This is a genomic window from Ruegeria sp. O6, from assembly GCF_056535045.1.
This window is the reverse complement of record NZ_JBQERM010000002.1, coordinates 174,742-196,063: the sequence shown is the minus strand read 5'-3', so window position 1 is coordinate 196,063 and position 21,322 is coordinate 174,742. Positions and strand designations below refer to the sequence as shown.

Annotated in this window: 30 protein-coding genes; 16 read left to right on the top strand and 14 right to left on the bottom strand. The window is 60.2% G+C overall.

The genetic code is table 11. The features are described 5' to 3' along the window. Position 1: 1 nt before the first annotated feature. Positions 2-1,195 (bottom strand): aminotransferase-like domain-containing protein, encoded by a 1,194-nt coding sequence (locus tag ACR0DY_RS04280; protein WP_480483777.1) that lies wholly within the window; start codon positions 1,193-1,195, stop codon positions 2-4. 150 nt (positions 1,196-1,345) lie between these two features. Between ACR0DY_RS04280 and ACR0DY_RS04275 the strand changes: the two genes are divergently transcribed. Continuing rightward, positions 1,346-2,116: an FCD domain-containing protein gene (locus ACR0DY_RS04275; RefSeq protein ID WP_267365974.1), complete on the top strand. Its 771-nt coding sequence runs from the start codon at positions 1,346-1,348 to the stop codon at positions 2,114-2,116. Positions 2,117-2,139: 23 nt separating this feature from the next. Here the strand turns inward: ACR0DY_RS04275 and ACR0DY_RS04270 are convergent, their stop codons facing one another. From ACR0DY_RS04270 to ACR0DY_RS04240, 7 genes are all read right to left on the bottom strand, one after another. Then, positions 2,140-2,994 carry a hypothetical protein gene (locus tag ACR0DY_RS04270; RefSeq protein ID WP_480483778.1) on the bottom strand — a complete coding sequence of 285 codons (855 nt, stop codon included), beginning with the start codon at positions 2,992-2,994 and terminating at the stop codon, positions 2,140-2,142. A gap of 180 nt (positions 2,995-3,174) precedes the next feature. Further along, positions 3,175-3,735, bottom strand: a complete 561-nt coding sequence (locus tag ACR0DY_RS04265; protein WP_480494680.1) for a F0F1 ATP synthase subunit B — start codon at positions 3,733-3,735, stop codon at positions 3,175-3,177. A gap of 5 nt (positions 3,736-3,740) precedes the next feature. Further along, complete coding sequence (locus ACR0DY_RS04260; RefSeq protein ID WP_480494682.1) at positions 3,741-4,292, bottom strand: F0F1 ATP synthase subunit B'; 552 nt, start codon at positions 4,290-4,292, stop codon at positions 3,741-3,743. 86 nt (positions 4,293-4,378) lie between these two features. Then, positions 4,379-4,603 (bottom strand): F0F1 ATP synthase subunit C, encoded by a 225-nt coding sequence (locus tag ACR0DY_RS04255; RefSeq protein ID WP_005981269.1) that lies wholly within the window; start codon positions 4,601-4,603, stop codon positions 4,379-4,381. Between the two features lie 48 nt (positions 4,604-4,651). Beyond that, on the bottom strand, positions 4,652-5,437 hold the full coding sequence (locus ACR0DY_RS04250) for a F0F1 ATP synthase subunit A (protein WP_480546189.1): 786 nt from the start codon (positions 5,435-5,437) through the stop codon (positions 4,652-4,654). Between the two features lie 2 nt (positions 5,438-5,439). Continuing rightward, complete coding sequence (locus ACR0DY_RS04245; RefSeq protein WP_480473911.1) at positions 5,440-5,772, bottom strand: AtpZ/AtpI family protein; 333 nt, start codon at positions 5,770-5,772, stop codon at positions 5,440-5,442. Between the two features lie 184 nt (positions 5,773-5,956). Next, the gene (locus tag ACR0DY_RS04240) at positions 5,957-6,868 is read right to left on the bottom strand and encodes a DMT family transporter (RefSeq protein WP_480546188.1); all 912 of its coding nucleotides are present in this window, start codon (positions 6,866-6,868) and stop codon (positions 5,957-5,959) included. Between the two features lie 84 nt (positions 6,869-6,952). On the opposite strand from ACR0DY_RS04240, the gene ACR0DY_RS04235 reads away from it, so the two are divergent. Then, positions 6,953-7,288 (top strand): ArsR/SmtB family transcription factor, encoded by a 336-nt coding sequence (locus ACR0DY_RS04235; protein ID WP_480507349.1) that lies wholly within the window; start codon positions 6,953-6,955, stop codon positions 7,286-7,288. Here the strand turns inward: ACR0DY_RS04235 and ACR0DY_RS04230 are convergent. The 3 genes from ACR0DY_RS04230 to ACR0DY_RS04220 form a co-directional block, all read right to left on the bottom strand. Beyond that, the gene (locus ACR0DY_RS04230; protein ID WP_267367733.1) at positions 7,285-7,698 is read right to left on the bottom strand and encodes a universal stress protein; all 414 of its coding nucleotides are present in this window, start codon (positions 7,696-7,698) and stop codon (positions 7,285-7,287) included. The two genes, ACR0DY_RS04235 and ACR0DY_RS04230, sit on opposite strands and share 4 nt — an antisense overlap. A 125-nt stretch (positions 7,699-7,823) precedes the next feature. After that, positions 7,824-8,738 (bottom strand): DMT family transporter, encoded by a 915-nt coding sequence (locus ACR0DY_RS04225; protein ID WP_480546187.1) that lies wholly within the window; start codon positions 8,736-8,738, stop codon positions 7,824-7,826. Further along, positions 8,735-9,613 carry a LysR family transcriptional regulator gene (locus ACR0DY_RS04220; protein WP_480487335.1) on the bottom strand — a complete coding sequence of 293 codons (879 nt, stop codon included), beginning with the start codon at positions 9,611-9,613 and terminating at the stop codon, positions 8,735-8,737. The genes ACR0DY_RS04225 and ACR0DY_RS04220 overlap by 4 nt, the downstream gene beginning before the upstream one ends. Positions 9,614-9,732: 119 nt before the next feature. On the opposite strand from ACR0DY_RS04220, the gene ACR0DY_RS04215 reads away from it, so the two are divergent. Together ACR0DY_RS04215 and ACR0DY_RS04210 are read left to right on the top strand one after the other, a co-directional pair. After that, positions 9,733-10,314, top strand: a complete 582-nt coding sequence (locus ACR0DY_RS04215) for an FMN-dependent NADH-azoreductase (RefSeq protein WP_480487184.1) — start codon at positions 9,733-9,735, stop codon at positions 10,312-10,314. Positions 10,315-10,386: 72 nt separating this feature from the next. Further along, positions 10,387-11,124, top strand: coding sequence for an aspartate/glutamate racemase family protein (locus tag ACR0DY_RS04210; RefSeq protein WP_480538732.1), 738 nt, complete (start codon positions 10,387-10,389; stop codon positions 11,122-11,124). Here the strand turns inward: ACR0DY_RS04210 and ACR0DY_RS04205 are convergent, their stop codons facing one another. Beyond that, the gene (locus ACR0DY_RS04205; RefSeq protein WP_480546186.1) at positions 11,125-11,655 is read right to left on the bottom strand and encodes a prolyl-tRNA synthetase associated domain-containing protein; all 531 of its coding nucleotides are present in this window, start codon (positions 11,653-11,655) and stop codon (positions 11,125-11,127) included. 87 nt (positions 11,656-11,742) lie between these two features. On the opposite strand from ACR0DY_RS04205, the gene ACR0DY_RS04200 reads away from it, so the two are divergent. Next, positions 11,743-12,258 carry a hypothetical protein gene (locus tag ACR0DY_RS04200; RefSeq protein WP_480538736.1) on the top strand — a complete coding sequence of 172 codons (516 nt, stop codon included), beginning with the start codon at positions 11,743-11,745 and terminating at the stop codon, positions 12,256-12,258. A gap of 3 nt (positions 12,259-12,261) precedes the next feature. Here ACR0DY_RS04200 and ACR0DY_RS04195 read toward each other — a convergent pair whose 3' ends face one another. After that, a complete protein-coding gene (locus ACR0DY_RS04195; RefSeq protein ID WP_480546185.1) occupies positions 12,262-13,149 on the bottom strand; it encodes a sulfotransferase domain-containing protein in 888 nt (295 codons plus the stop codon). Between the two features lie 258 nt (positions 13,150-13,407). Here ACR0DY_RS04195 and ffh point away from each other — a divergent pair, with 258 nt between their 5' ends. The 11 genes from ffh (at position 13,408) to ACR0DY_RS04140 (ending at position 20,295) form a co-directional block, all read left to right on the top strand. Then, positions 13,408-14,916 carry a signal recognition particle protein gene (ffh, locus tag ACR0DY_RS04190; RefSeq protein WP_209506127.1) on the top strand — a complete coding sequence of 503 codons (1,509 nt, stop codon included), beginning with the start codon at positions 13,408-13,410 and terminating at the stop codon, positions 14,914-14,916. Beyond that, complete coding sequence (locus ACR0DY_RS04185; RefSeq protein WP_480538741.1) at positions 14,916-15,470, top strand: GNAT family N-acetyltransferase; 555 nt, start codon at positions 14,916-14,918, stop codon at positions 15,468-15,470. Before ffh ends, ACR0DY_RS04185 begins: the two co-directional genes overlap by 1 nt. Further along, a complete protein-coding gene (locus tag ACR0DY_RS04180; protein ID WP_267365321.1) occupies positions 15,467-16,009 on the top strand; it encodes a GNAT family N-acetyltransferase in 543 nt (180 codons plus the stop codon). The genes ACR0DY_RS04185 and ACR0DY_RS04180 overlap by 4 nt, the downstream gene beginning before the upstream one ends. After that, positions 16,006-16,302 (top strand): chorismate mutase, encoded by a 297-nt coding sequence (locus ACR0DY_RS04175; RefSeq protein WP_209506121.1) that lies wholly within the window; start codon positions 16,006-16,008, stop codon positions 16,300-16,302. Before ACR0DY_RS04180 ends, ACR0DY_RS04175 begins: the two co-directional genes overlap by 4 nt. A 122-nt stretch (positions 16,303-16,424) precedes the next feature. After that, a complete protein-coding gene (gene rpsP / locus ACR0DY_RS04170; RefSeq protein ID WP_209506119.1) occupies positions 16,425-16,814 on the top strand; it encodes a 30S ribosomal protein S16 in 390 nt (129 codons plus the stop codon). Positions 16,815-16,826: 12 nt separating this feature from the next. Then, the gene (gene bluB, locus ACR0DY_RS04165) at positions 16,827-17,462 is read left to right on the top strand and encodes a 5,6-dimethylbenzimidazole synthase (RefSeq protein WP_480538743.1); all 636 of its coding nucleotides are present in this window, start codon (positions 16,827-16,829) and stop codon (positions 17,460-17,462) included. 6 nt (positions 17,463-17,468) lie between these two features. Continuing rightward, positions 17,469-17,618 (top strand): hypothetical protein, encoded by a 150-nt coding sequence (locus ACR0DY_RS04160; protein ID WP_209506115.1) that lies wholly within the window; start codon positions 17,469-17,471, stop codon positions 17,616-17,618. Continuing rightward, complete coding sequence (rimM, locus tag ACR0DY_RS04155; RefSeq protein ID WP_480538745.1) at positions 17,611-18,114, top strand: ribosome maturation factor RimM; 504 nt, start codon at positions 17,611-17,613, stop codon at positions 18,112-18,114. The genes ACR0DY_RS04160 and rimM overlap by 8 nt, the downstream gene beginning before the upstream one ends. After that, complete coding sequence (locus tag ACR0DY_RS04150) at positions 18,114-18,929, top strand: hypothetical protein (protein ID WP_480897842.1); 816 nt, start codon at positions 18,114-18,116, stop codon at positions 18,927-18,929. The genes rimM and ACR0DY_RS04150 overlap by 1 nt, the downstream gene beginning before the upstream one ends. Beyond that, positions 18,926-19,735: a tRNA (guanosine(37)-N1)-methyltransferase TrmD gene (gene trmD, locus ACR0DY_RS04145; RefSeq protein WP_480546180.1), complete on the top strand. Its 810-nt coding sequence runs from the start codon at positions 18,926-18,928 to the stop codon at positions 19,733-19,735. Before ACR0DY_RS04150 ends, trmD begins: the two co-directional genes overlap by 4 nt. 134 nt (positions 19,736-19,869) lie before the next feature. Next, positions 19,870-20,295, top strand: coding sequence for a hypothetical protein (locus ACR0DY_RS04140; RefSeq protein ID WP_480546179.1), 426 nt, complete (start codon positions 19,870-19,872; stop codon positions 20,293-20,295). On the opposite strand, the gene ACR0DY_RS04135 is transcribed toward ACR0DY_RS04140, so the two are convergent. Further along, complete coding sequence (locus ACR0DY_RS04135; protein WP_480473934.1) at positions 20,292-21,092, bottom strand: glycoside hydrolase family 25 protein; 801 nt, start codon at positions 21,090-21,092, stop codon at positions 20,292-20,294. The genes ACR0DY_RS04140 and ACR0DY_RS04135 overlap by 4 nt on opposite strands. Positions 21,093-21,322 lie beyond the last annotated feature (230 nt).

The following is a 21,322-nucleotide window of genomic DNA, read 5'->3' as shown; positions in this document are numbered from 1 at the left end:
GTCAGGCGCGCAGAACTTCGCCTAACCGGCGGATACCTTCGCGGATCGTCGCCTCGTCCGAGTTCGAGAAGCTGAGCCGGATCGTGTTTGCCCCGCTGCCGTCTGGGAAAAACGCCTGCCCCGGCACAAAAGCCACTTTCACCGTATCCAGCGCATGCGCCAGCAGGTCAGACCCACTGATCCCGGCGGGGAGTGTCACCCAGACGAACATGCCGCCTTCGGGGCGCGTCCACGCCACCCCGTCAGGCATGTGCTGTTGCAGCGCATCCAGCATCGCATCACGGCGCGCGCGGTAAGTGTCGCGCACTTTCGGGATATGGGTGTCAAAGCACGCTTCCGCCACCTGATGCACGGCCATCTGGTTGATGGTCGCCGAATGCAGATCCGCCGCCTGTTTCAGCAGAACCATCTGCGAGATGATCGGCTTGGCCGCAACCACCCACCCCATGCGCAGACCCGGTGACAGGGTTTTCGAGAAGCTGCCACAATAGATCGTCCGGCAGTTTTCGATCGACCCCTTTCGTGCCTGTTCCAAAGCCAGGATCGGCGGGATCGGATCACCGTCATAGCGCAGTGCCTGATAGGCGCCGTCTTCGATCAACGCGCAGTCCAGTTCGTCGGTCAGTTCCAGCAAGGCCTCACGACCCGGGCGGGTCAGGGTTTCGCCTGTCGGGTTGGCAAAATCGGGCGACAGATAGGCGAATTTCACGGCGCCATCCCCTGCCGCAGCTCTGAATTCATCGGCCCCCTTGTTGCCATTAAGCCGGTCAAAGCGCGGCTCATACGCGTTGAACGCGGCAAGAGCACCCAGATAAGTGGGCCACCCGACCAAGGCCGTGTCGCCGGGGGACAGGAACAGCTTGCCCAGATAATCCAGCGCCTGCTGCGAGCCCGAGGTGATCAGGACGTTGTCCATGTCACATTCCACTCCGATCTCGCGCATGTGCTGCACCAGCCACCGGCGCAGGGGGGCATAGCCTTCGCTGACCGAATATTGCAGCGCCTGCGCCTGCATGTCCGGCCCCAATGCCTGCTGAAACGCTTGCGCGAAAGCCTCGGCGGGAAAAAGCGCGGGGTCCGGAATGCCCCCGGCAAAGGAAATGATGCCGGGCTGATCGAGCAGTTTCAGCAGCTCGCGGATTTCTGACGCCTTCATCCGGGAAGCCCGGGTGGCAAACAAAGGGTGATGGGACATGAGGCTCCTCCGATCTCATTTCGGCGCAGCCTATGCTTTCTCAAATTAAAGTCAACACTTCTGACCTAATATTTCAGCGGATGTGACCGGGTATTCTTGAACAGCCCCCCTGTCCATGGTCAAATGAGTTGACCAATTTCGGAACGGACCATGCCATTTCAGAAAGTTCAGACGGAAAAACTGTCACTTGCGGTCGTTCGCCAGATCGAGCTGTTGATCCTGCGCGGCATCCTGCGCCCCGGGGAGCGCCTGCCGCCCGAGCGTGAGTTGGCCGAACGGATGGGTGTGTCGCGCCCGTCCCTGCGCGATGCGGTGTCCGAGCTTCAGGAACAGGGGTTGCTGACAACAAAAGCCGGCTCCGGGATCTATGTGGCCGAGGTTTTGGGCTCGGCCTTTTCGCCGGCGCTGATCCGGTTGTTCAGCAGCCATGACGAGGCCGTATTCGATTACCTGTCCTTTCGCCGCGACATGGAGGGGCTGGCGGCGGAACGGGCCGCGCGGCTGGGATCAGAAAGCGACCTGAAGGTTGTTCAGGCGATCTATGACAAGATGCGGGCGGCCCATGACCGGAACGCTGCGGACCAAGAGGCGCAGCTGGATGCCGAGTTTCATATGGCCATCATCGAAGCCAGCCACAATGTGGTGATGCTGCATATGATGCGGTCAATGTATGACCTGCTGGTGCAGGGTGTGTTCTATAACCGGCGGACAATGTTCCGGCAGCGCGCGACCCGCGAGGCCATTCTGGACCAGCACAGCACTATCAACGCAGCCCTTCAGGCCCGCGATCCGGCAGCCGCACGTCAGGCCGTCGAAACGCATCTGAGCTTTGTCGAACGCTGCATGATCGATCAGCAGAAGGCCGAGCGGAACGAGGCTGTTGCGCAGCAAAGGTTGCAGCACGAAACCCGTCAGGCCTAGCGCTTTCCAAGTGCCCTCAGGGATCAGGCGGCCCCGGTCTCGGGCTGGATCAGGTGTGACGGGAAAGGTGCGCCGCTGCCTTCGCCCAGATCGTCATTCGGGGCGATGGTTGTCAGGGCCGGGTCGATGAACAGCCGCGCGCCCCGGTCCCTGAGGTGTTTGTGCAGCATCACATGTTCGCACACGAGGTCGCCTTTTTCATCCCGGCAGGAATAGCGCAGGCCACGCAAGGCGCGGGTCTTGTACAATCCTGCACCGCCAAAGGCGCTGTCGACCGGTATCAGGGGCATATCGGACGGAATGTGGTACTGCCGGTCGAAAACCGCTGATTTCAGAAGAACTTTCCGCCACTTTCGGCGCCCGAACAGCGGTTTGCGCGTTGTCCGAATTCTTTGCCAGACGTCTTCGTCGCACCAGCCTGCGCAGCGCAGGGCATAGATATCGTAATAGGCCGGTTTGGAATTGGCGAAGACACCTTCCCAGCGTGGTACGGAACGTTGTGCGGCCGTCAGAACCGTCTGAGCGTCCAGACAGACATTCGGCCCGTTCAGATCAAGCACCAATGTCAGGTCGTGACCGCTGTCGCGTTCTTCCAGCCTGTTGAGGACAGCGTTTCTGGCCGCCGTGATCCGCTCGACCCGGCCCGGCAGTCTGGAGGCCAGACCATCCATGCGGACAAGGTCCACATTCGGGTCGCGGCGCGCGAATTCGGACAGAACCCGATCCGTACGATCGGTGTTGTCGTTTGTCGCAATGGTCACGGAATAGCGGTACAAGCGGGTGGTCAGGTCTTCGATCCTGTTGATGCTTTCGATCAGCGCGGCCCCGCCGTTTCTGACCACCCCAACAATATTCATCGAAACGTTTTCGCCTGCCACGGCCCGTCTTTCCCTGTTCTTTTTGCACCCGTCGGCCCCGAGCGGGACATTCCGACCCAAAGACGGGTACAGAATCCGGGTGATGTTCCGGTCAATACAATCAGCCCCGCCCCCAAAACAAAAGACCCGACAGCGCAATGCTCTCGGGTCATCTGCGTTTTTTACCTGTCGGTGTCCCCGTCAGTGCAGCTTGGCGCCCACATCTGCGATCGAGACCTCGATCAGCTTGTTCGCCTGCGCGGCTGTCATCTGCTTGGCCAGAACCGAGCCGGCAGCGGCAATCGCAACCGAAACGGCCTGATCGCGCACGTCTTTCACAGCCGAGGCTTCGGCCGAGGCAATCTGGTCCTGCGCAGCAGCCAGACGGCGTTCGATCGACTTTTCGAGATCGACCTTCGCCTGGTCCGCAGCCAGAGCCGCGTCCTGTTTGGCCGCCTCGACAATCGCATCAGCCTGTGCCTGCACTTCACGCTGCTTGCGCTCGTACGAGGCCAGCAGGCTGCGTGCTTCTTCATGCAGGGCGCGGGCTTCGTCCAGCTCGGCCTTGATGCCTTCGGCACGGTTGTCCAGCGCACCGCCGATCATGCCCGGCACCTTGAAGTAGAACAGGACCGCGATGAAAACGATGAAGCCCAGAAGGACCACAAAGTCGGTGTTGCCAAGCGAGAAGAACGGGCCGCTTGCAGCCAGCGCGGGGCTGGCGGCACCAACGATCAGGATAAGGGCAAGAGTGTTCCGCATGTCACTTATCCTTTCATCTGCGTGTCAATGGCACTGTCGATGGCTTTGGCATCCGCCTCGCCGCCCAGCGCGGTGACCAGTTCAGCCGCCGTATCCTTGGCGACCACTTGAATGCTTTCCAGCGCACCGGCACGGATTTCGGCAATTGCCTTTTCCGATTCAGCCGCCTTTGCAGCGATTTCCGCATCCGCCCTGGCAATCGCGTCATCCAGACCAGCCTGGATTTCAGCACGGGCTTCGGCCGCGATACGCTGCGCTTCGGCACGGGCATCGGCCAGCGCCTTGTTATAGGCCTCTTCGGCCTCGACCGCTTTGGCCTTCAGATCTTCGGCCGCAGCCAGGTCATTTGTAATGGTCCCCCGGCGCTCGGCCAGGATCGCCGCGATGCGGGGCAGAGCCACGCGAGACAGGACCAGAAAGATGACGACCAGCGTAATGACCAGCCAGAAAATCTGGTTGGGGAACCAATCGAAGCAGAGCTGCGGCATCCCGATGGCAGAGCCATGCGAGTCGACGCACGCGCCAACTACTTCTTCGCTAATGGGTTCAGTCGCCATGATGTCCTCCGTCGGAACGTTGTCTTTACAACAGGTGGGCCGCTATGGCTTGGACCCACCTGCGCGTAAGGATCAGGTTCCGCAGATTAGACGGCGAACATCAGCAGCAGCGAGACCAGGAATGCGAAGATCCCCAGGGCTTCTGCGAATGCGATACCGATGAACAGGGTTGCGGTCTGCGAAGCAGCCGCCGAAGGGTTGCGCAGGGCGCCGGCCAGGAAGTTGCCTGCAACGTTGCCCACCCCGATTGCGGCTGCGCCGGAACCGATTGCTGCCAGGCCTGCGCCGATGTGTGCGAGATCGCCTTCCATGATGTTTCTCCTTACGAATTGGAAGTTTCGATGTTGGGTTATCGGACCTTAGTGCGAAGGATGCAGCGCATCTTTCAGATAAACACAGGTCAGAATGGTGAATACGTAGGCCTGAATGAAGGCCACAAGGACCTCGAGACCATACATTGCGGTGATCGCCAGAACTGACACAGGCGAAATCAGGGAAATTGCGGCAAAGCCTGCAAACACCTTGATCACCGCGTGGCCTGCCATGACGTTACCGGCAAGACGAATGGAGTGGCTGACGGGGCGTACGAAGTACGAGATCAGCTCGATGATCGCCAGGATCGGGCGCAGCGCCAGCGGCGCGCTGGAGACCCAGAACAGGCCCAGGAACGCGGCACCGTTCTTGACGAAACCCAGAATGGTCACGGTCAGGAACACGGCCAGCGCCAGCGGGATTGTCACGGCGAAATGCGATGTGGTGGTGAACGAGGTTGGGATCAGACCCAGGAAGTTCGCGGTCACAATGAACATGAACAGGGTCATGACATAGGGGAAGAACTTGACGCCGTCCTTGCCGCAGATGTCTTCCAGCATCTTGTAGATGAAGCCATAGGCCAGTTCCGCAATCGACTGCATCCGGGTCGGGACGATGGCGCGCTTTGACGTGCTGAGAACCAGCAGGCCAAAGATCGCCACGATGGCCAGGAACAGCCACAGGGTCACGTTGGTGGGCGTGTACCAGGCAATCTCGCCACCGAACAGCGGCTTGACGATGAACTGGTCCATCGGGTGAAACACCAGGCTGCTGGCTTCTACTGCGTGGTCTGCGCCTTCGGCGCCGTGTGCTGCGGTGGTCTCGCTTGCCACGTTCAGTCCCTCTCGTCCTTTTCGGCCTGCATATCGGCCGCTTGTTTATCTTGAACCTCTTGCGCGCTGCGGAGCATAACCTTCACGCCCGCGACAAGGCCCAGCAATGTGAACAGCACCAGAAAGATCGGGATCGTCCCGAGCAGGCTGTCCAGCCCGTATCCGATGCCAAATCCGATCCCAAGACCGGAAACCATTTCGATGACCATCCTCCAGGCAAGCTCGCCCCCGGATATGTCACTGTCAGCGCGGGCAGCCGGTTTTCTGGCCTTTTTCGCCGCCTCGATCTTGGCCTCAAGCTGCGCCATACGCTGCTTTTGGTCGTCATCGGTCACGGACGGAATCCTCGCGCTGTCTTGCGCATGGTGCTAAGGCGCGAAAGGCGCAGAGTCAACGGCGTTGATGGTGTGAAATGACGCAGGCTAATAAATTGTTTTTAAACAGTTATTTTTGGCTTGATCGCCCGATCGAATTGCCTGCCTTTGGCCTGAGCGGCAGTAATCGCCCCAAAACCCATATTCAACCTTTTGGTTGATCTTTGCGCGCTAGCTGCGGCCACAGGCGTCGAACGAGACGTCCATCGATCAGCAAGAGCCCGGCAAAAATCGCCGCCATGCCCATCATATGTTCGGGTTGCAGAGTTTCCCCCAGAACCCAGGTTCCAAGTATCAGGGCGGAAACCGGTGCGATCAGCGTTACGGTCGAAATGTTGGTTGGCCCGACTCTGGGCAGCAACCAGTAGAAGGCAATGAAAGCGGCCGAGGTCAGCACAAATCCGATCATCAACAACGAAAGCCATGTTTCAGTGCGCTCGATCATCGGCAAGCCTTCACGCCAAAGTGCCAAGGGTAAAATTGCCAAGGCCGCCCCTGTCAGTGCCAGGGCGACCAGCACCACCGGCTGCATGTCGCGGAAAGCCCGCGCAATGTTGACAGAAAACGCGTAACATATGGGTGCGCACAGGGTCAGCAGAACCGCCCAGAACTGAGATGTTTCGCCATTGTGCAAAATCGGGACGGACAACACGACAATCCCAATGAAGCCGCACACTACGCCAAGGGATTTCAACAGCGTCGCACGCTCACTTCCGGGCCAAAAATGCGAAACGATGACGGCAAAGGCCGGTGTTGTCGCATTCACGATCCCTGCCACGCCGGACGCGATATGCTGCTGCCCAAGCGCATAGAACGCAAATGGAGCGGCATAGCTGAGCGCCCCGAACCCCAGCAGTCCAATGGCGCGCCCGAGTGTCAGGTGAACCGGCATGCGGGCTGCAATCACATAGATCCAACAGCCCAGCGCCCCAAATGCAACGCGTCCCAACGATACGGATAGCGGCCCAAGTTCGCGCAGCAATATGGCGTTGAACATGAAAGACATGCCCCACCCGATGCCAAGGACGCAGATCACCAGCCAGTATTTCAGCGCCATAGCCGCCCCCTTTGCGCATCGCCGCTGCACAGTGACGTGATGGGGGAAATTGTCAAACGGGTTCTCGCCCATTAGGAAAGACCCATGTCCAACGATCTCGACACCGTGTTTGCGGCCCTTGCCGACCCCACCCGCCGCGCCATTCTGGCGATGCTGCTGGAGGACGATATGGCCGTGACGGATGTGGCCGAGCCGTTCGAGATGTCGCTGGCGGCGATCTCGAAACATCTGGTCATCCTGACCAAAGCCGGGCTGATATCACAGGAAAAGCGCGGCCGGGTGAAATGGTGCAAGCTGGAACCCGACGCGCTGCGCACCGCTTCGGTCTGGATGCAGGGGTTCGGTCAGTTCGAACCCATCAACCTGGATGCGTTCGAACGGTTTCTGGAAGTCGAGCTTCCGATCTCGGACGAGACCTAGCGCACCACAAAGACCGACATGCTGGCATGTTTGGCCAGATATCCGGCGTGGCTGGAAAAGATGTAGTCGGTGATCCGGGGCGCATGGGTGCCCACGATGATCAGATCTGCACCGATCTCTTCCGCTGCGCGGGTCAGGTCGCTGTCCACTTCGGCAGCAACATCGACCGAGTGTATCTTGCGCACCGCAACTTCGGCCGCGCCTTCTGATGCAAGCTGTTCGGTGAAGTCGGCCAGTTGCTTGTCTATCTCGGCCTCGGTTTCCGAGGATGCACCCATATGGGCCCCGCTGACACTGACCAGAGTGATCTTGGCGCCCTGCCATTTTGCCACCTGCGCGGCGACATCTGCGGCCTTGCGAACCTCGGGCGGCAGGTGGCGGTCAATCGGCAGCATGATATGTTTGAACATAATCTCCTCCTTTTGTCCGCCTTCCAAGGTAGTCCTGAGACCAAGGGCCTGCCTTGATCTGGCTCAACAGATTTTGCCTTTGGAATTCGTGGGCAATCCGTTCCGGTTTCAGACCGGAAGCGGCCTTATTCAGCTGCCCGGCGTTGAGGGCTGGGGCGCGGGGCCTCTTCTTTCAGCAGCATCAGCAGGGCGATGACCGTCAGCGCCACACCGCCCAGGATCAATCCCGTCGGGACAGGTTTGCCCAGCGCGATTTCCCACAGGATCACCCAGCTTGGCACCAGATAGGTGTAGGCCATGACCTTGGCCGACGGCAGCCGAAGCGAGGAGAATTGCACCAGGACGAAACTGGCCGCTGTTGCGAAGAACGAGATATAGAACAACCCGATCCAGACGATGGCGGGAAGGGCTGCCCAATCGGTCGCTATCAGGTCGGACCAGCCGAACAGGACCAACAACAGGCACCCGGCGACCAGCGTTCCAAACGTGAACACGACGGCAGGTTCTCCGCGGTTCAGCCTGCGGATCATGGGGGTGTAAATCGCGTGCGCGACGCATCCCCAGAAATAGATGATCTCGCCCCCGCCGATCTGGAAGGCGCGGAACATCTGCCAGTCGGCCCGAAAGATCACCCATAGCGCCCCAATCGCACCGATGGTCAGGGCCATTGCCATGCGCGGCGTGGTGATCTGGCGCAGCAGGACCCAGCCCGCAATGGCCGAGACAACGGGGGTCAGGGTGAAAACCGCGGCAGCGCTGACCGGCGGGGCGGTTTGCAACCCGTAAAACATCAGGACAAAGTATGTGGCGAACAACCCACCCAGCACCAGAAACCGCCAGGGCGCCTGCGCGGCACTGCGGGGCAGACCGGTTGTCGCCAATGCCGCCACACCAATCACCACAGCCGCGATGGCAAAGCGCACCGCGTTCAAGGCAGCAGGGGCAATTTCGTTGGCAATCATCGACCCAAGCGAGAAACTGCCTGCAACAAGGGCCGAAAAAGTCAGCATGGCCAGATGGCCGCGCATCTGCGGATTCATGGGCACCAGCCTTTGGAGGCCTCTTTCAAAAAACTCAGGAACGTTTGCACCTTGGTGGTTCGGTGCAGGTCCACATGGGTCACCAGCCACAGGTTGCCGAACCATTCCGGAAGCGGGTCGATCACTTCGACCAGAGTGTCATGACGGGCGGCCTCCCAACGGGCCATAAAGCCGATACCGGCACCGGCCAGAACGGCCTCGCGCATACAGAAATTGTTGGTGCAGCGAAAGGTGATGCGGTCGGCGGATACCGTGTTGCGCAGCCACCGGGTGAACGGCGCGCGGCTGCTTTCATCGTCAGAGCTGACGAAGTGGTGGTTTCCGAAATCCTCGATGCCCGAAGGTTTGCCGTGCCGTTCGATATACGAGATGCTGGCATAGAGGCCGACTTCTTCCTGCCGGAAGGGCTGCACAACGTTGTCGGGTTGATCCGGGGCCGATCCCGCACGGATTGCAACATGCGCCTCGCCATATTCCAGCCGGAACAGACGGTCTCCGGTCAGGTAGCGCACGATCAGCTCGGGGTGCATCTTTTGAAATTCGGTCAGCGTCGGCACCACCAATGGCGCGATGGAGCCCAGCGACGTCACCACCAGTTCGCCGGACACATCGTCACCGCGCCCCTTCATCCGGCCGACAAGCTGGTTGAACTGGTCTTCGGTAGCCTGCGCCACGCGCAGCAAATCGTCGCCCGCTTCGGTCGGGGTGTATCCCCGCGCATGGCGCTGGAACAGTTTGACACCCAACCGGGCCTCGATCGCGTCGATGTGGCGGATCACCGTGGCGTGGTGCACGCCCAGAACCTCGGCGGCACCGCTGACGGTTCCCATGCGTGCCACCTGATAGGCGGTCCTCACCTCATCCCAATTGTCCATCGTCACACCGTTCTGTGCAATTTCCAACAATAACTGTTGATGTATCCGAGTTTTGTTCGCAAACGCAACAGCCATATTGGGATCAGAACAAGATTACCCTGACCTTAAGGACCCAGAAAATGGCTAAAACCATCCTACATATCGACGCCTCTGCCCGCCGCGTGGCTTCGACCACCCGCGACCTGTCTGACAGCATCGTCCGGCAGTTGGGTGCGGACCGCATCATCCGCCGCGACCTGGCTACCCCCCTGCCCCTGCTGACCGAAGACTGGATCGCCGCCAACTTTACCCCGGCCGAGCAGCGCGACGACCTGCAGCGCGACCGGCTGGCCCTTTCGGACGCGCTGGTGACCGAATTGCAAGAGGCCGATACCATCGTTATCGGCCTGCCGATCTACAACTTCTCGGTCCCCGCTGCATTCAAGGCCTGGATCGACCTGGTCGCCCGCGCGGGCCTGACCTTTTCCTATTCGGAGAACGGCCCAAAAGGGTTGCTGGAGGGGAAACGCGCCATTCTGGCAATCGCGTCGGGCGGTACTGCCGTCGGATCCGAGATCGACTTTGCCACCAACTATGTGCGTCACGTTCTGGGCTTTATCGGCATCCATGATGTAGCGGTCATCGCTGCGGATCAGATGGCGGTGAACCCCGAAGCCGCGTTGGAAAGCGCCAAAAAGGCGGTGACAGAACTGGCGGCCTGATCGCCTCTGGTCATTGAGCCCTGAAACGTCCAGTCTGCTGGTCAGATGGAACTGGCGGACTGGATGGCGCGCATGAAAAAGATCGGAATTCTGGGCGGTGTGGGTTGGGCCTCGACCGTGGACTATTACCGTGCCATTGCCGAGGGTGCCGGGCGTCACTTTGCGGCGCGCGGCCACGGCGCGCCCCTGCCGATCCCTGCCATGACCATCGAGTCCGTCACACAGGCCAAGACCCGCGCCTTGCGGGGTGTCGCCGGGGACGAAGCCAGCTGGGCGGCGTTTGATGCGGTGTTTCGCGACGCGCTGCTGACGCTGGAGCGCGCAGGATGCGATTTTGGCATCATAGCGTCCAACACCCCGCACGCGCGGCTGCACGCGATCAGACAGGGTGTTTCCATGCCCATCCTCAGCATTTTCGATGCAACGGCAGAGGCCACGGCCAGCACAGGCGTGTCAAACGCATTGGTGCTGGGAACAACCGTGACAATGCAGGCCACCAACTATGCGGATCGTCTGGCGGCCGAGGGCATCACCGCAAATGCGCGGCTGCCCGACCCCGAGATTTCCGAGATGCAGGCGATGATCGACAGTGATTTCTACGGTGGTGCCTCTGATGCGGCGCGCGCAAGGCTGCTGGCCTTTTGCAACAAACACGCCCGTCCCGGAACCGCCATCCTGCTGGCCTGTACCGAACTGCCGCTTGCCTTTCCAAAGCATCTGGATGACCCGGTATTCGAGGCCGACGGGCACCTGTTCATCAACCCGTCCGCCGCGCATGTCGCCGCCGCGCTGAAACTGGCGCTAGAGTGATCAGGGCAGCCACGTAACGGTGCAACCGATGCGATCGAAGAACGCCATCACGTCGGATTGATTCATCAGAACGGTACGGTCATTGACCAACGGGTGCATATAAATCATCTCGGCCCCTTGGGCGGCGGCGTCCATGAAGAACTGCACATCGTTCTGCACACCGTTGATCATCGCCAGCGGGCTGACCGCGCCGGGGCGAATACCTAGGTTCTGCAACAGCCGGTCTGCCGACCCAAAGGACAGGGCGCCGACACCCAGTTCTGCGCCCAGCGCCTTGAGGTCAATCTCGCGGCTTTGTTCCAGCGTCACCAGGTAGTTGCGCTTTTTCTTGTCGCGCAGATACAGGTTCTTGACCCGCAACGCGTTCTCGCCCGGCACCATGAACTGGCCTTCTACGGCCTTGGAGTCCTCGACCGTGCGCAAGGGAACATGGGTATGCAGGCGGTAGGGCAGCCCCCAATCATCCAGCTGCGCCAACAGCGCGTCAGAACTGAGCGGCAATGTATCCTGAAATGTGGATGATGCGTCCATGGGGCCCTCCTGTTTGTAGCGCTCATCGCGCAACATGGCGGCGAATTCAAGCTGGGGCAGAGCAGAAAACGGTGCTAGCGTGCCGCCATGAAAGTCACACGAAACACTCCGACCCAACTGATCCTTGCCGACACGCCCTGGTTCATCGGAATCATGCTGGTCTTTTTCATACTGGCCTTTGTCGGCGCAGGGCTGGTCATGGTCAGTGACGGCGGCGAGAATATCTGGTTCGGGCTGTTCTTTGCACTAATCGGCGGCGGGCTAGGTGTCGGGGCGTTCTGCGTTTTCGTGCGGCGGGTTCAGGTCATTCTGGACCGCACAAAGAACCGCATTCTGATCCGCAGGCAGTCTGTCTTTGGCTATGAAGCGGTCGAGCATCAGCTGTCCAGCCTGTCCCATGCCGAAGTTGAAAGCTCGACTTTCCGCAGCGACAGCAGCAGTTCGACGCTGTATCGCCCGGTTCTGGTGCTGGACAAGGGAATGAGCGAAGGGCGTCATCCGATTGTCGATGCGTTCTCGAACGGGCGCGGCGCGCATAAACTGGTTGACGCGGTCAATGCATGGCTGCCCGCGCAGCAGGAAGACACGAAGGAACAGGCCTGACGATTACAGGACTTGTCCGTGCTCCAGCCAGGCTCGATCGGCCGGTGTCACCATTTCGGACAGGCGCGCGTCGTATCGGGCCATGTCATCGGCGGTCAGCTTGCCCTCCCATTTGTTGCTGGTCCCGGACGAGAAGAACTGCGCGTAGTCCTGAAACGCGCTTTTGAAACCAGGCTGCTGCGAAGCGCGCCGGGCGTTTTCCTTCATTGAACCAAAGCTTGCGGCCTCAGCGATATCGTCGATCATTTCTGGCGCGATCTCGGTCCCCAAGATGTTTGCGATCCGCGCCACCTGCCCCGGCAAATCGCGGCTGAGTTCGGCGTAGTGCAGGAAATGGATGTTTGGCAGATGCCGGAACGCGCAGAATGAACGGTAATGGTGGACGTATGAGGCCAGCGTCAGATCGTCGGTGCCCTTTGACGAGGCGGGCCGGTCCAGAAACATCGCGAAGGCTTCGGAAAGATCATCGGGAAACAGGTAGTCCAGCCAGTCGTCTTTCATGTTTTCCACATGGCGGCGCAGCGAGAAATGCACGTCAACCGGATGACGATGCACCACCAGATAGGTCGCATCCGGGGAATAGGTGATCCCGTCCAATGGCGTGTGGGTCTTGATGCATCGCCTGTGCGTTTGTGCGGCAAGTATTCTGTCCTGCTCCTCACGATTTCTGAAACCGCAATCCAGCCAGGGTGAGACCGCGTTGTTGTACACGGCTGGATCCGCGGTTTTGGTGATCAGCATTCGTACCAGCGTCTGCGTCCACGTGGTGCCGCATTTGGGAGGCGTGCAGACAAAGATGTCGTCGGGACGGATTATGAAGTCGGACCAGATATCGGTATTCGTGACTTCACCGACATAATCCTTGGTGCGCTGCGGCAATGGTTGACTCATGACCAAACTCCAAAACTGACCCCGACCTTTGGACGCTACACCAAGTGGCCAGATGCTCAAAGCGTTTGCCTTGACTCGCAGCGCCCAGAGGCGTAGATGACCTCCAAACATCCGGAAGCGTCTTGATCTTCCGGTCCCTTGAGTCGTTCAGGGATCGCCCCCCACCAGCGAGTTTCGCCCGTGGGGGCGTTTGTGCATTTAACCGACGCATCCTATCTAGGGCGCGCCATCAGATAACCGGCTAAGGAGGCCGAAGGCATGTTTGAAAATCTATCCGAACGCCTTTCCGGCGTCTTTGACCGGTTGACCAAACAGGGTGCTCTGTCTGAAGAAGACGTCAAGACCGCCCTGCGCGAGGTCCGTGTTGCCCTGCTTGAGGCCGACGTCTCGCTGCCGGTGGCGCGTGAATTCGTCAAGAAGGTGCAGGACCAGGCAACCGGTCAGGCGGTGACCAAGTCGATCACCCCCGGCCAGCAGGTCGTCAAGATCGTGCATGACGCGCTGGTCGATACCCTGCGTGGCGAGGAAGACCCCGGCAAGCTGAAGATCGACAACCCGCCTGCCCCGATCCTGATGGTCGGTTTGCAGGGTTCGGGTAAGACCACCACCACCGGTAAGCTTGCCAAACGCCTGAAAGAGAAAGAGGGCAAGAAGGTCCTGATGGCCTCGCTCGACGTTTATCGCCCGGCGGCGATGGACCAGCTGGCGGTTCTGGGCGCGCAGGTCGGCGTTGATACGCTGCCGATTGTACCGGGCCAGAAACCCGTCGACATCGCCAAGCGCGCCAAGCAGCAAGCCACTTTGGGCGGCTATGACGTCTATATGCTGGATACCGCCGGTCGCCTGCATATCGACGAAGTGCTGATGGACGAGGTCGAGCAGGTCCGCAATGCGGTTGACCCGCGCGAGACCCTGCTGGTGGTTGACGGCCTGACCGGTCAGGTCGCCGTTGAAGTGGCCGAAGAATTCGACGCCAAGGTCGGCATCTCGGGCGTGGTCCTGACCCGGATGGACGGGGACGGGCGCGGTGGTGCGGCGCTGTCGATGCGCGCAGTGACTGGCAAGCCTATTCGCTTTGTCGGTCTGGGCGAGAAGATGGACGCGCTGGAGACCTTCGAGCCGGACCGGATCGCCGGACGTATTCTGGGCATGGGCGACATCGTTGCCCTGGTCGAAAAGGCCCAGGAAACGATGGAGATGGAACAGACCGAGCGCATGATGAAGCGCATGGTCAAAGGTCAGTTCAACATGAACGACCTGAAGATGCAGCTGGAACAGATGATCCAGATGGGCGGCATGCAGGGCATGATGGGCATGATGCCGGGTATGGGCAAAATGGCCAAGCAGATGGATCAGGCGGGTCTCGACGACAAGATCCTGCGCCAGCAGATCGCCTTGATCCAGTCCATGACCAAACGCGAACGCGCCAACCCGCAGCTGCTGCAAGCCAGCCGCAAGAAACGGATTGCAGCTGGTTCGGGGATGGAGGTCAGCGACCTCAACAAGCTGCTCAAGATGCACCGGCAGATGTCGGACATGATGAAAAAGATGGGCAAGATGGGCAAAGGCAAGATGCTGAAACAGGCCATGAAGGGCATGTTCGGCAAAGGCGGCCCAAGCCCCGAAGACATGGCAGCCGGCATGGACCCCAAGGCACTGGAACAGGCGGCCAAGGCGATGGGCGGCAAGATGCCCGGCGGTCTGCCCGGCCTGGGCGGTGGCATGGGGCTGCCACAGGGCCTGAGCGGGTTTGGCAAGAAGAAGTAATGAACGCCATCGCCCAACATATCCCCCGGCTTGAAACCGAGCGCCTGATCCTGCGCGCGCCGTCCGAGGCTGATCTGGACGCCGATACCGCGTTTTTCGCCAGCGATGCGGCGAAGTTCGTCGGCGGGCCACTGCGCCGGGATGAGGTCTGGCGACTGATCGCTTCGCTGCTGGGCCACTGGTCCCTGCGCGGTTACGGGTTCTGGAGCGCCGAGGAAAAAGCCTCGGGCAGTTATGTCGGGCGGATCGGGCTTTGGTGCCCCGAAGGCTGGCCCGAACCCGAGATCGGCTGGACGCTGATGAACCATGCCACCGGCAAGGGGTACGCGACCGAGGCGGCACTGGCCGCGCGGTCTTATGCGTATGATGTTCTGGGGTGGGAGACGGCGATCTCGTTAATTGATCTGGACAATCATGCCAGCAAGGCGGTGGCGAAACGGCTGGGCGCGCAGTTCGAGTATCACTATGACCACCCCAAATTCGGCAGGTCCGAAATCTGGCGGCACCCCGCGCCTGCCGATCTGGTGAATGGCGGGATGGAGGCCTACGCATGACCGCGTTCACCATCCCCACCGTTGAAACCGAACGTCTGATCCTGCGCGCGCCGCATCTGGATGATCTGCCTGCGCTGACCGCATTCTTTGCAACCGAGCGCAGCCATATGGTAGGCGGCCCCCGGGACGCGCTGGAAAGCTGGGGCATGTTGGCCAGACGCCTTGGGCACTGGGCGTTGAAAGGATTTGGCCTTTGGCACCTGACCGAGAAATCCAGCGGTCGGTTCGCAGGCGGCGTCGGCCTGATTGACGCCCCCGGCTGGGACGAGCCTGAACTTGGCTGGACCGTGATGGAAGATTTCGAAGGCAAAGGCTTTGCCTACGAGGCGGCGCTTGCCGCCCGGTCCTATGCGGCGCGGCATCAGGGCCTGAACGGGGTGATTTCGTATATCGCCCACGAAAACGACCGTTCGCGCGCTTTGGCCGAGCGGTTGGGTGCAACGCTGGAGCGTGACAATGCCGAACTGCTGGGCCAGTCCTGCCAGGTGTGGCGGCACCCCAAGATTGACGTTTCGACAGCCGAAAGGACCGGCCAATGAACAACCCCGTGACACGCGCGGCTGCATTGCTGAAAGAGCATCGCGAAAGCATCGACCGGCTGGATGCGATCCTTGTCTATACGCTGGGCGAGCGGTTCAAACACACACAGGCCGTTGGCAAGCTCAAGGCCGAACACAACCTTCCCCCGTCCGATCCCTCGCGTGAGGCCACGCAGATCGCACGGCTTGAAGACCTGGCGAAAGAGGCCGATCTGGACCCCGATTTCGCCAAAGCTTTTCTGAATTTCATCATTCAGGAAGTCATCCGACACCACAGGAAACACCAAGGGTGAACCAGAGGTTCAGCAAGTTGAAAGTGAACCAGAGGTTCAAAAAACACCAGAATTAACCGGAAAAGACACCGGCCAATCAAATACACGCCTCCGGCGTGATGCCATTCAAAGGAGATACCACCATGGCAATGAAAATTCGTCTCGCCCGCGCAGGCTCGAAAAAACGTCCGTTTTACCGCATCGTGGCGGCTGACAGCCGGATGCCGCGCGACGGCCGTTTCATCGAGAAACTGGGCACCTACAACCCGCTGCTGCCGAAAGACAGCGAAGAGCGTGTGAAAATGGACATGGAACGCGTTCAGCACTGGCTGGATCAGGGCGCCCAGCCCACCGATCGTATCGCGCGTATGCTGGAAGCAGCCGGCACCCGTGACAAAGCCGAGCGCAACAACCCCAACAAGGGTACCCCGGGCAAGAAAGCTCAGGAACGCGCGGAAGAGAAAGCTGCAAAGGCTGCGGAAGCTGCCGAAGCGGCTGCTGCACCGGCTGAAGAAGCGGCTGCAGAAGAATAAGCAGGCCGAAGCGTGCGGGATCAGACCTTTACTGACGCATTTCGCACGCAGTTCGATCTGTTGTTGCGGCTCCGACGCGATGTGCGCCGGTTCCGCGGCGACGCGGTAGACGAGGCAGTGCTTTCGCGCTGCCTCGACGCGTTTCGGCTGGCCCCGTCGGTGGGGTTGAGCGAGCCGTGGCGCGTGATCCGCGTCGAAAGCGCGGCGGCCCGGGCTGCGGCGCTAAGGAATTTCCAAACCGCCAATGATGACGCCCTGGCGGGATATTCCGGCGACAGGGCGCAGCTTTACAGCCGCCTGAAACTGTCAGGGATGCAGGAAGCGCCGGTGCAACTGGCCGTCTTCTGCGACGACAGCACCGACAAGGGATTGGGTCTTGGCGCGGGCTCGATGCCCGAGATGCGGCGTTATTCCGTAGTCTCTGCCATCACCCTGTTCTGGCTGGCCCTGCGGGCCGAGGGGCTGGGGCTGGGCTGGGTATCCATTCTGGACCCCGAACAGATGGCGCGCGATCTGGATGTGCCGGGAAACTGGCGTCTGATCGGGTATTTCTGTGTCGGATGGCCGGAACAGATATCTGACACCCCCGAACTTGAACAGGTTGGCTGGGAAAACCGGGCCGACAGCCTGAAGATCGAAACAAGGTAGGGCCGCATGTTCGGATTGATACGCCTTCCCATTCTGCTGCTGATCGCCTTTATTGTGGGCGTGTTCTTTGAGCGCAACAATCAGCGCGAAGCCTGCGAAGGGCTTGGCGAGTGGAGAAACGGGATCTGTTTGACGACGGGGGCTGCCAATGAATGATCTGATCTGCGTCGGCAGCGTCGCGGGGTCTTATGGTGTACGCGGTGAAGTGCGCCTGAAAAGCTTCTGCGCCGTTCCCGAAGATATCGAGACGTATTCGCCACTGACGGATGAAACCGGCAAGGAACGCTATCCGGTGGTACTGACGCGTACGATCAAGAACGGTTTTGCCGCCCGTCTTGGCGGGGTTGAAACCAAGGAACAGGCAGATGCCCTGAACGGTTTGCGCCTGTTTGCGCGGCGCGATCAGTTGCCCTCGTTGCCCGATGACGAGTTTTACCACACAGACCTGATTGGGCTTGATGTCTATGACACCGGCGGCACCCTTCTGGGCAAGGTCAAATCCGTGCAGAACCACGGGGCCACGGACCTGTTGGAACTACACGGGCCGGGCCTGAAGGCGACGGTTCTGCTGCCGTTCACGATGCAGGTGGTGCCAACCGTCGATCTGGAACAGGGCCGCATTGTGGCCGACCCGCCCGAAGGCCTGATCTGATGCGACGTGTTCTGCTGCATCTGGGTTTTCACAAGACCGGCATGACGGCAGCACAGTCCTTTCTGCATGAAAACCGCGAGCTGATCTGGCCTCATTTCGCTCTGGTCCTTCCGTATAAGACCCGCAAGGCCGGTTTGAGCGAAGCGGCCACGCGCCATTCGATCTATCGACTGGATGACACGCTGGCGGGTTTTGGCGGTCAGCTGCACACTTTTTTCGGCGGTCTGGATTTCGGAGCACGCCGGGGATTGATCCTGAGCGAGGAGAATTTTCTGGGCCTACGCCCCAGCAGGAACAAAATCGAAGGATACGGGGCCGCACCCGAACTGGCGGAAACGGTCGTCAGCGTGCTGCGCCGCCGTCTGGTGGGCGAAGAAACCGACATTACCGTCTACCTGTCGTTGCGCAATCGCGATGTGTGGTTGCGCAGCCTTTGGGCCCACGATCTGCACCTGTCGCGCATGGTTCAGGACCTGGACGGCTATTGCGCTGATCTTGCGCACCTGCCATCGCTACAGAACACGGCAGACCGGATCAGGGACCGGTTGCCAACTGTCACGGTACGGACCGCGTGGATGGAAGCGCTGAAAGGCCACCACCTTGGATTGGGCGCACCATTTGCCGAATTTCTCGCCCTGCCACCCGGGAAATCTGCGCAGCTTGTGAAGCCCGTGCATGAAAGCCCTCAGCTGTCCGACGACGTTCTGAGGGAAATGCTAGCCCTGAACCGATCATCGCTGGACGAAGCGGCATTGATCACTCAGAAAAAGGCCCTGATTCGAACCGACCAACATGAACTGGCCCGCCAGAAATGACTGACAAACCCGGCAAATCCCATGGTCGCAAGGCGATCCGGGCCACGCTGAAACCGCGTGAGCTGATGACACCCACCCCGGACCTGCACGGCGTCTGGAAAGCCAAGGTTATCACCCTGTTTCCAACTGCCTTTCCGGGCGTTCTGGGGGAAAGCCTGACCGGCAAGGCCCTGCAGGAGGGGTTGTGGCAGCTGGAAACCGTGGATTTGCGGCAATTCGGCGTCGGCAGGCATCGCAACGTGGACGACACGCCCGCCGGGGGCGGCGCGGGTATGGTTTTGCGGCCCGATGTGTTGGGCGAAGCCATCGAGCACACCATGGCGGGCATTCAGGGCGACTGGCCGCTGATTTACCTCAGCCCGCGCGGGCGGCGCATGGACCAGCGCATGATGCAGACCCTTGCACGCTGCGATGGCATGACCCTGCTGTGTGGCCGGTTCGAAGGCGTGGATGAGCGCGTGCTGGAGCATTACGGTGTGCAGGAGGCCTCGTTGGGGGATTTCGTGATGACCGGCGGTGAGATTGCAGCACAGGCCCTGATTGATGCCACGGTGCGCCTGATCCCCGGCGTTCTGGGCAATCAGGCCTCGACCGAAGAGGAAAGCTTTTCCTCGGGCCTGCTGGAGCATCCGCAGTACACCCGTCCTGCGGATTGGAAAGGCCGCCCGATACCCGAGGTTCTGATGTCGGGCCACCACGGCCGCATCGCCGAATGGCGTCACAAGATGGCTGAGGACGTTACCCGCGAGCGGCGCCCGGATATCTGGGCCGACTATGTAATATCCCGATCGGATTCGTCTGATTAGAACGCCCGAATGTTGCAGACATGCCGCAGGTTCTGTATTTGCCGGAATTCTATTTGCAGTTGATCGTCCTCCAAAATATGCACGTTTGAAAGCCCTGCTTTTTCAGGACCTTAAAACGAAAGACTAATTGCATAATGAAGAAGTTATTGCTTGGCGCTTTTCTGGTTGCCTCTGCCTGTGCGACCAAACCACTGGGGATGTCCGTTCCAACACAAGCCGGTCACAATCTGCATTCGGCGCGGGTAGCGGTCGATTCCTGTTCTCTGGAAGCTGACGAAGGCGGAAACAGCGCCGTCATCGGGGGATATGCAACGAATATCCTTTTATGGGGTATCCTCATCGGCCCAGCGATTACCGCCCCGATCCAGGACGAACTGCGCACGCAGGGCGAAATCGATCAGGTGGACCGCTGCCTGCAAGAGCGCGGTTTCGAACGCCGGGAACTGAGCGCAGGTGAATCGTTCTGGGTGCGCAACGCCTTTGGGGAAGAGCGTGAGCGCCGGTTGGACCATCTGGTTAGCGGCGGCACCATTGAAACCTACGGCGCACCAAAGACCTAACCCCCGGCCTTCCATCTGGCCCAGACGTCTGGCGTGCCATTGAAAGTGTTGATGTCCACCCGGCCCTGAACGCCCGGCACCAGACCAGTGCCGGTATATTGCCAGAATCGCCAGACCGCGCGGGGATAGACAGTGCGTGGGTGGCCTGCGACCGATCTCAGCCAGAACTCGGTCTTGGGCAGGCGCCCGATATCGGTGTCTTCATAGAAATCCACCGTGGTATAGACGATCGGGCGGCGGCCATAATGTCGTTCGAGAATGTCCAGAAAATGCTGCGCCTCGGCCCGGACGGTTCTGCCATCGGGGCGCAGCGTACAGGTCTTGGAATGCGGCGTCCATTCCATATCCAGCACATGCGGCAGGTCTGCCCCTTTGGGCACGTTCTGGATGAACCAGCGGGCCTGTTCCCGGGCCGAACGGCAGAAATAATAATAGTGGTAGGCGCCCCAGGGCACACCGGCCGACTGCGCGCCGCGGCGGTGATCGTCGAACAGGGGATCTGCCACGTCACCGCCTTCAGTGGCTTTCAGAAACACAAAGCTGACACCTGATGCCCGGGCCGTGCGCCAGTCAATCGGCCCCTGCCAGCGTGACACGTCAAGGCCATGGATCGGGTATTGTCCGGGGTGGCTCCCTTCCCAGTCATGGGGATCCGCGTCGCCAAAATCGGGGTAGATCACAAGTGGTGCTGTCCTGTCCACGCCCGGAACGGGTTCGACGGCCTGAGGTTTCGGGCCGCCTCGCCCGCAAGACATCAGCGCAACGGCCGTAATGGCCAGCATGAATGCCAATCGCATCATAGGGTCCTGTCTGAAATATCTGCTCATATTATTTGCCTCAGAATGCCTGATCTGGGCCGCTTGGCAACGCCTTAGTTTCAGGCTGGCGGATTCCTACCGGCCCGTTGGGCAAGACAGGGCGTTTTTCCCTTGATCCCTGCCTGCAATACCCTTAAACGACCGCAATCCGGTGCCGCGTTCTGCGACTCCGGTGTTTTGGTTTGCACCATGGCGTGATGTCCCGTTTT

Excerpts from the sequence above, each read along its gene's own strand:
- ACR0DY_RS04280 (WP_480483777.1), bottom strand. The coding sequence starts at position 1,195 with ATGTCCCATCACCCTTTGTTTGCCACCCGGGCTTCCCGGATGAAGGCG.
- ACR0DY_RS04275 (WP_267365974.1), top strand. The coding sequence starts at position 1,346 with ATGCCATTTCAGAAAGTTCAGACGGAAAAACTGTCACTTGCGGTCGTT.
- ACR0DY_RS04265 (WP_480494680.1), bottom strand. The coding sequence starts at position 3,735 with ATGCGGAACACTCTTGCCCTTATCCTGATCGTTGGTGCCGCCAGCCCC.
- ACR0DY_RS04260 (WP_480494682.1), bottom strand. The coding sequence starts at position 4,292 with ATGGCGACTGAACCCATTAGCGAAGAAGTAGTTGGCGCGTGCGTCGAC.
- ACR0DY_RS04255 (WP_005981269.1), bottom strand. The coding sequence starts at position 4,603 with ATGGAAGGCGATCTCGCACACATCGGCGCAGGCCTGGCAGCAATCGGT.
- ACR0DY_RS04240 (WP_480546188.1), bottom strand. The coding sequence starts at position 6,868 with ATGGCGCTGAAATACTGGCTGGTGATCTGCGTCCTTGGCATCGGGTGG.
- ACR0DY_RS04235 (WP_480507349.1), top strand. The coding sequence starts at position 6,953 with ATGTCCAACGATCTCGACACCGTGTTTGCGGCCCTTGCCGACCCCACC.
- ACR0DY_RS04230 (WP_267367733.1), bottom strand. The coding sequence starts at position 7,698 with ATGTTCAAACATATCATGCTGCCGATTGACCGCCACCTGCCGCCCGAG.
- ACR0DY_RS04225 (WP_480546187.1), bottom strand. The coding sequence starts at position 8,738 with ATGAATCCGCAGATGCGCGGCCATCTGGCCATGCTGACTTTTTCGGCC.
- ACR0DY_RS04220 (WP_480487335.1), bottom strand. The coding sequence starts at position 9,613 with ATGGACAATTGGGATGAGGTGAGGACCGCCTATCAGGTGGCACGCATG.
- ACR0DY_RS04215 (WP_480487184.1), top strand. The coding sequence starts at position 9,733 with ATGGCTAAAACCATCCTACATATCGACGCCTCTGCCCGCCGCGTGGCT.
- ACR0DY_RS04210 (WP_480538732.1), top strand. The coding sequence starts at position 10,387 with ATGAAAAAGATCGGAATTCTGGGCGGTGTGGGTTGGGCCTCGACCGTG.
- ACR0DY_RS04205 (WP_480546186.1), bottom strand. The coding sequence starts at position 11,655 with ATGGACGCATCATCCACATTTCAGGATACATTGCCGCTCAGTTCTGAC.
- ACR0DY_RS04200 (WP_480538736.1), top strand. The coding sequence starts at position 11,743 with ATGAAAGTCACACGAAACACTCCGACCCAACTGATCCTTGCCGACACG.
- ACR0DY_RS04195 (WP_480546185.1), bottom strand. The coding sequence starts at position 13,149 with ATGAGTCAACCATTGCCGCAGCGCACCAAGGATTATGTCGGTGAAGTC.
- ffh (WP_209506127.1), top strand. The coding sequence starts at position 13,408 with ATGTTTGAAAATCTATCCGAACGCCTTTCCGGCGTCTTTGACCGGTTG.
- ACR0DY_RS04185 (WP_480538741.1), top strand. The coding sequence starts at position 14,916 with ATGAACGCCATCGCCCAACATATCCCCCGGCTTGAAACCGAGCGCCTG.
- ACR0DY_RS04180 (WP_267365321.1), top strand. The coding sequence starts at position 15,467 with ATGACCGCGTTCACCATCCCCACCGTTGAAACCGAACGTCTGATCCTG.
- ACR0DY_RS04175 (WP_209506121.1), top strand. The coding sequence starts at position 16,006 with ATGAACAACCCCGTGACACGCGCGGCTGCATTGCTGAAAGAGCATCGC.
- rpsP (WP_209506119.1), top strand. The coding sequence starts at position 16,425 with ATGGCAATGAAAATTCGTCTCGCCCGCGCAGGCTCGAAAAAACGTCCG.
- ACR0DY_RS04160 (WP_209506115.1), top strand. The coding sequence starts at position 17,469 with ATGTTCGGATTGATACGCCTTCCCATTCTGCTGCTGATCGCCTTTATT.
- rimM (WP_480538745.1), top strand. The coding sequence starts at position 17,611 with ATGAATGATCTGATCTGCGTCGGCAGCGTCGCGGGGTCTTATGGTGTA.
- ACR0DY_RS04150 (WP_480897842.1), top strand. The coding sequence starts at position 18,114 with ATGCGACGTGTTCTGCTGCATCTGGGTTTTCACAAGACCGGCATGACG.
- trmD (WP_480546180.1), top strand. The coding sequence starts at position 18,926 with ATGACTGACAAACCCGGCAAATCCCATGGTCGCAAGGCGATCCGGGCC.
- ACR0DY_RS04140 (WP_480546179.1), top strand. The coding sequence starts at position 19,870 with ATGAAGAAGTTATTGCTTGGCGCTTTTCTGGTTGCCTCTGCCTGTGCG.
- ACR0DY_RS04135 (WP_480473934.1), bottom strand. The coding sequence starts at position 21,092 with ATGCGATTGGCATTCATGCTGGCCATTACGGCCGTTGCGCTGATGTCT.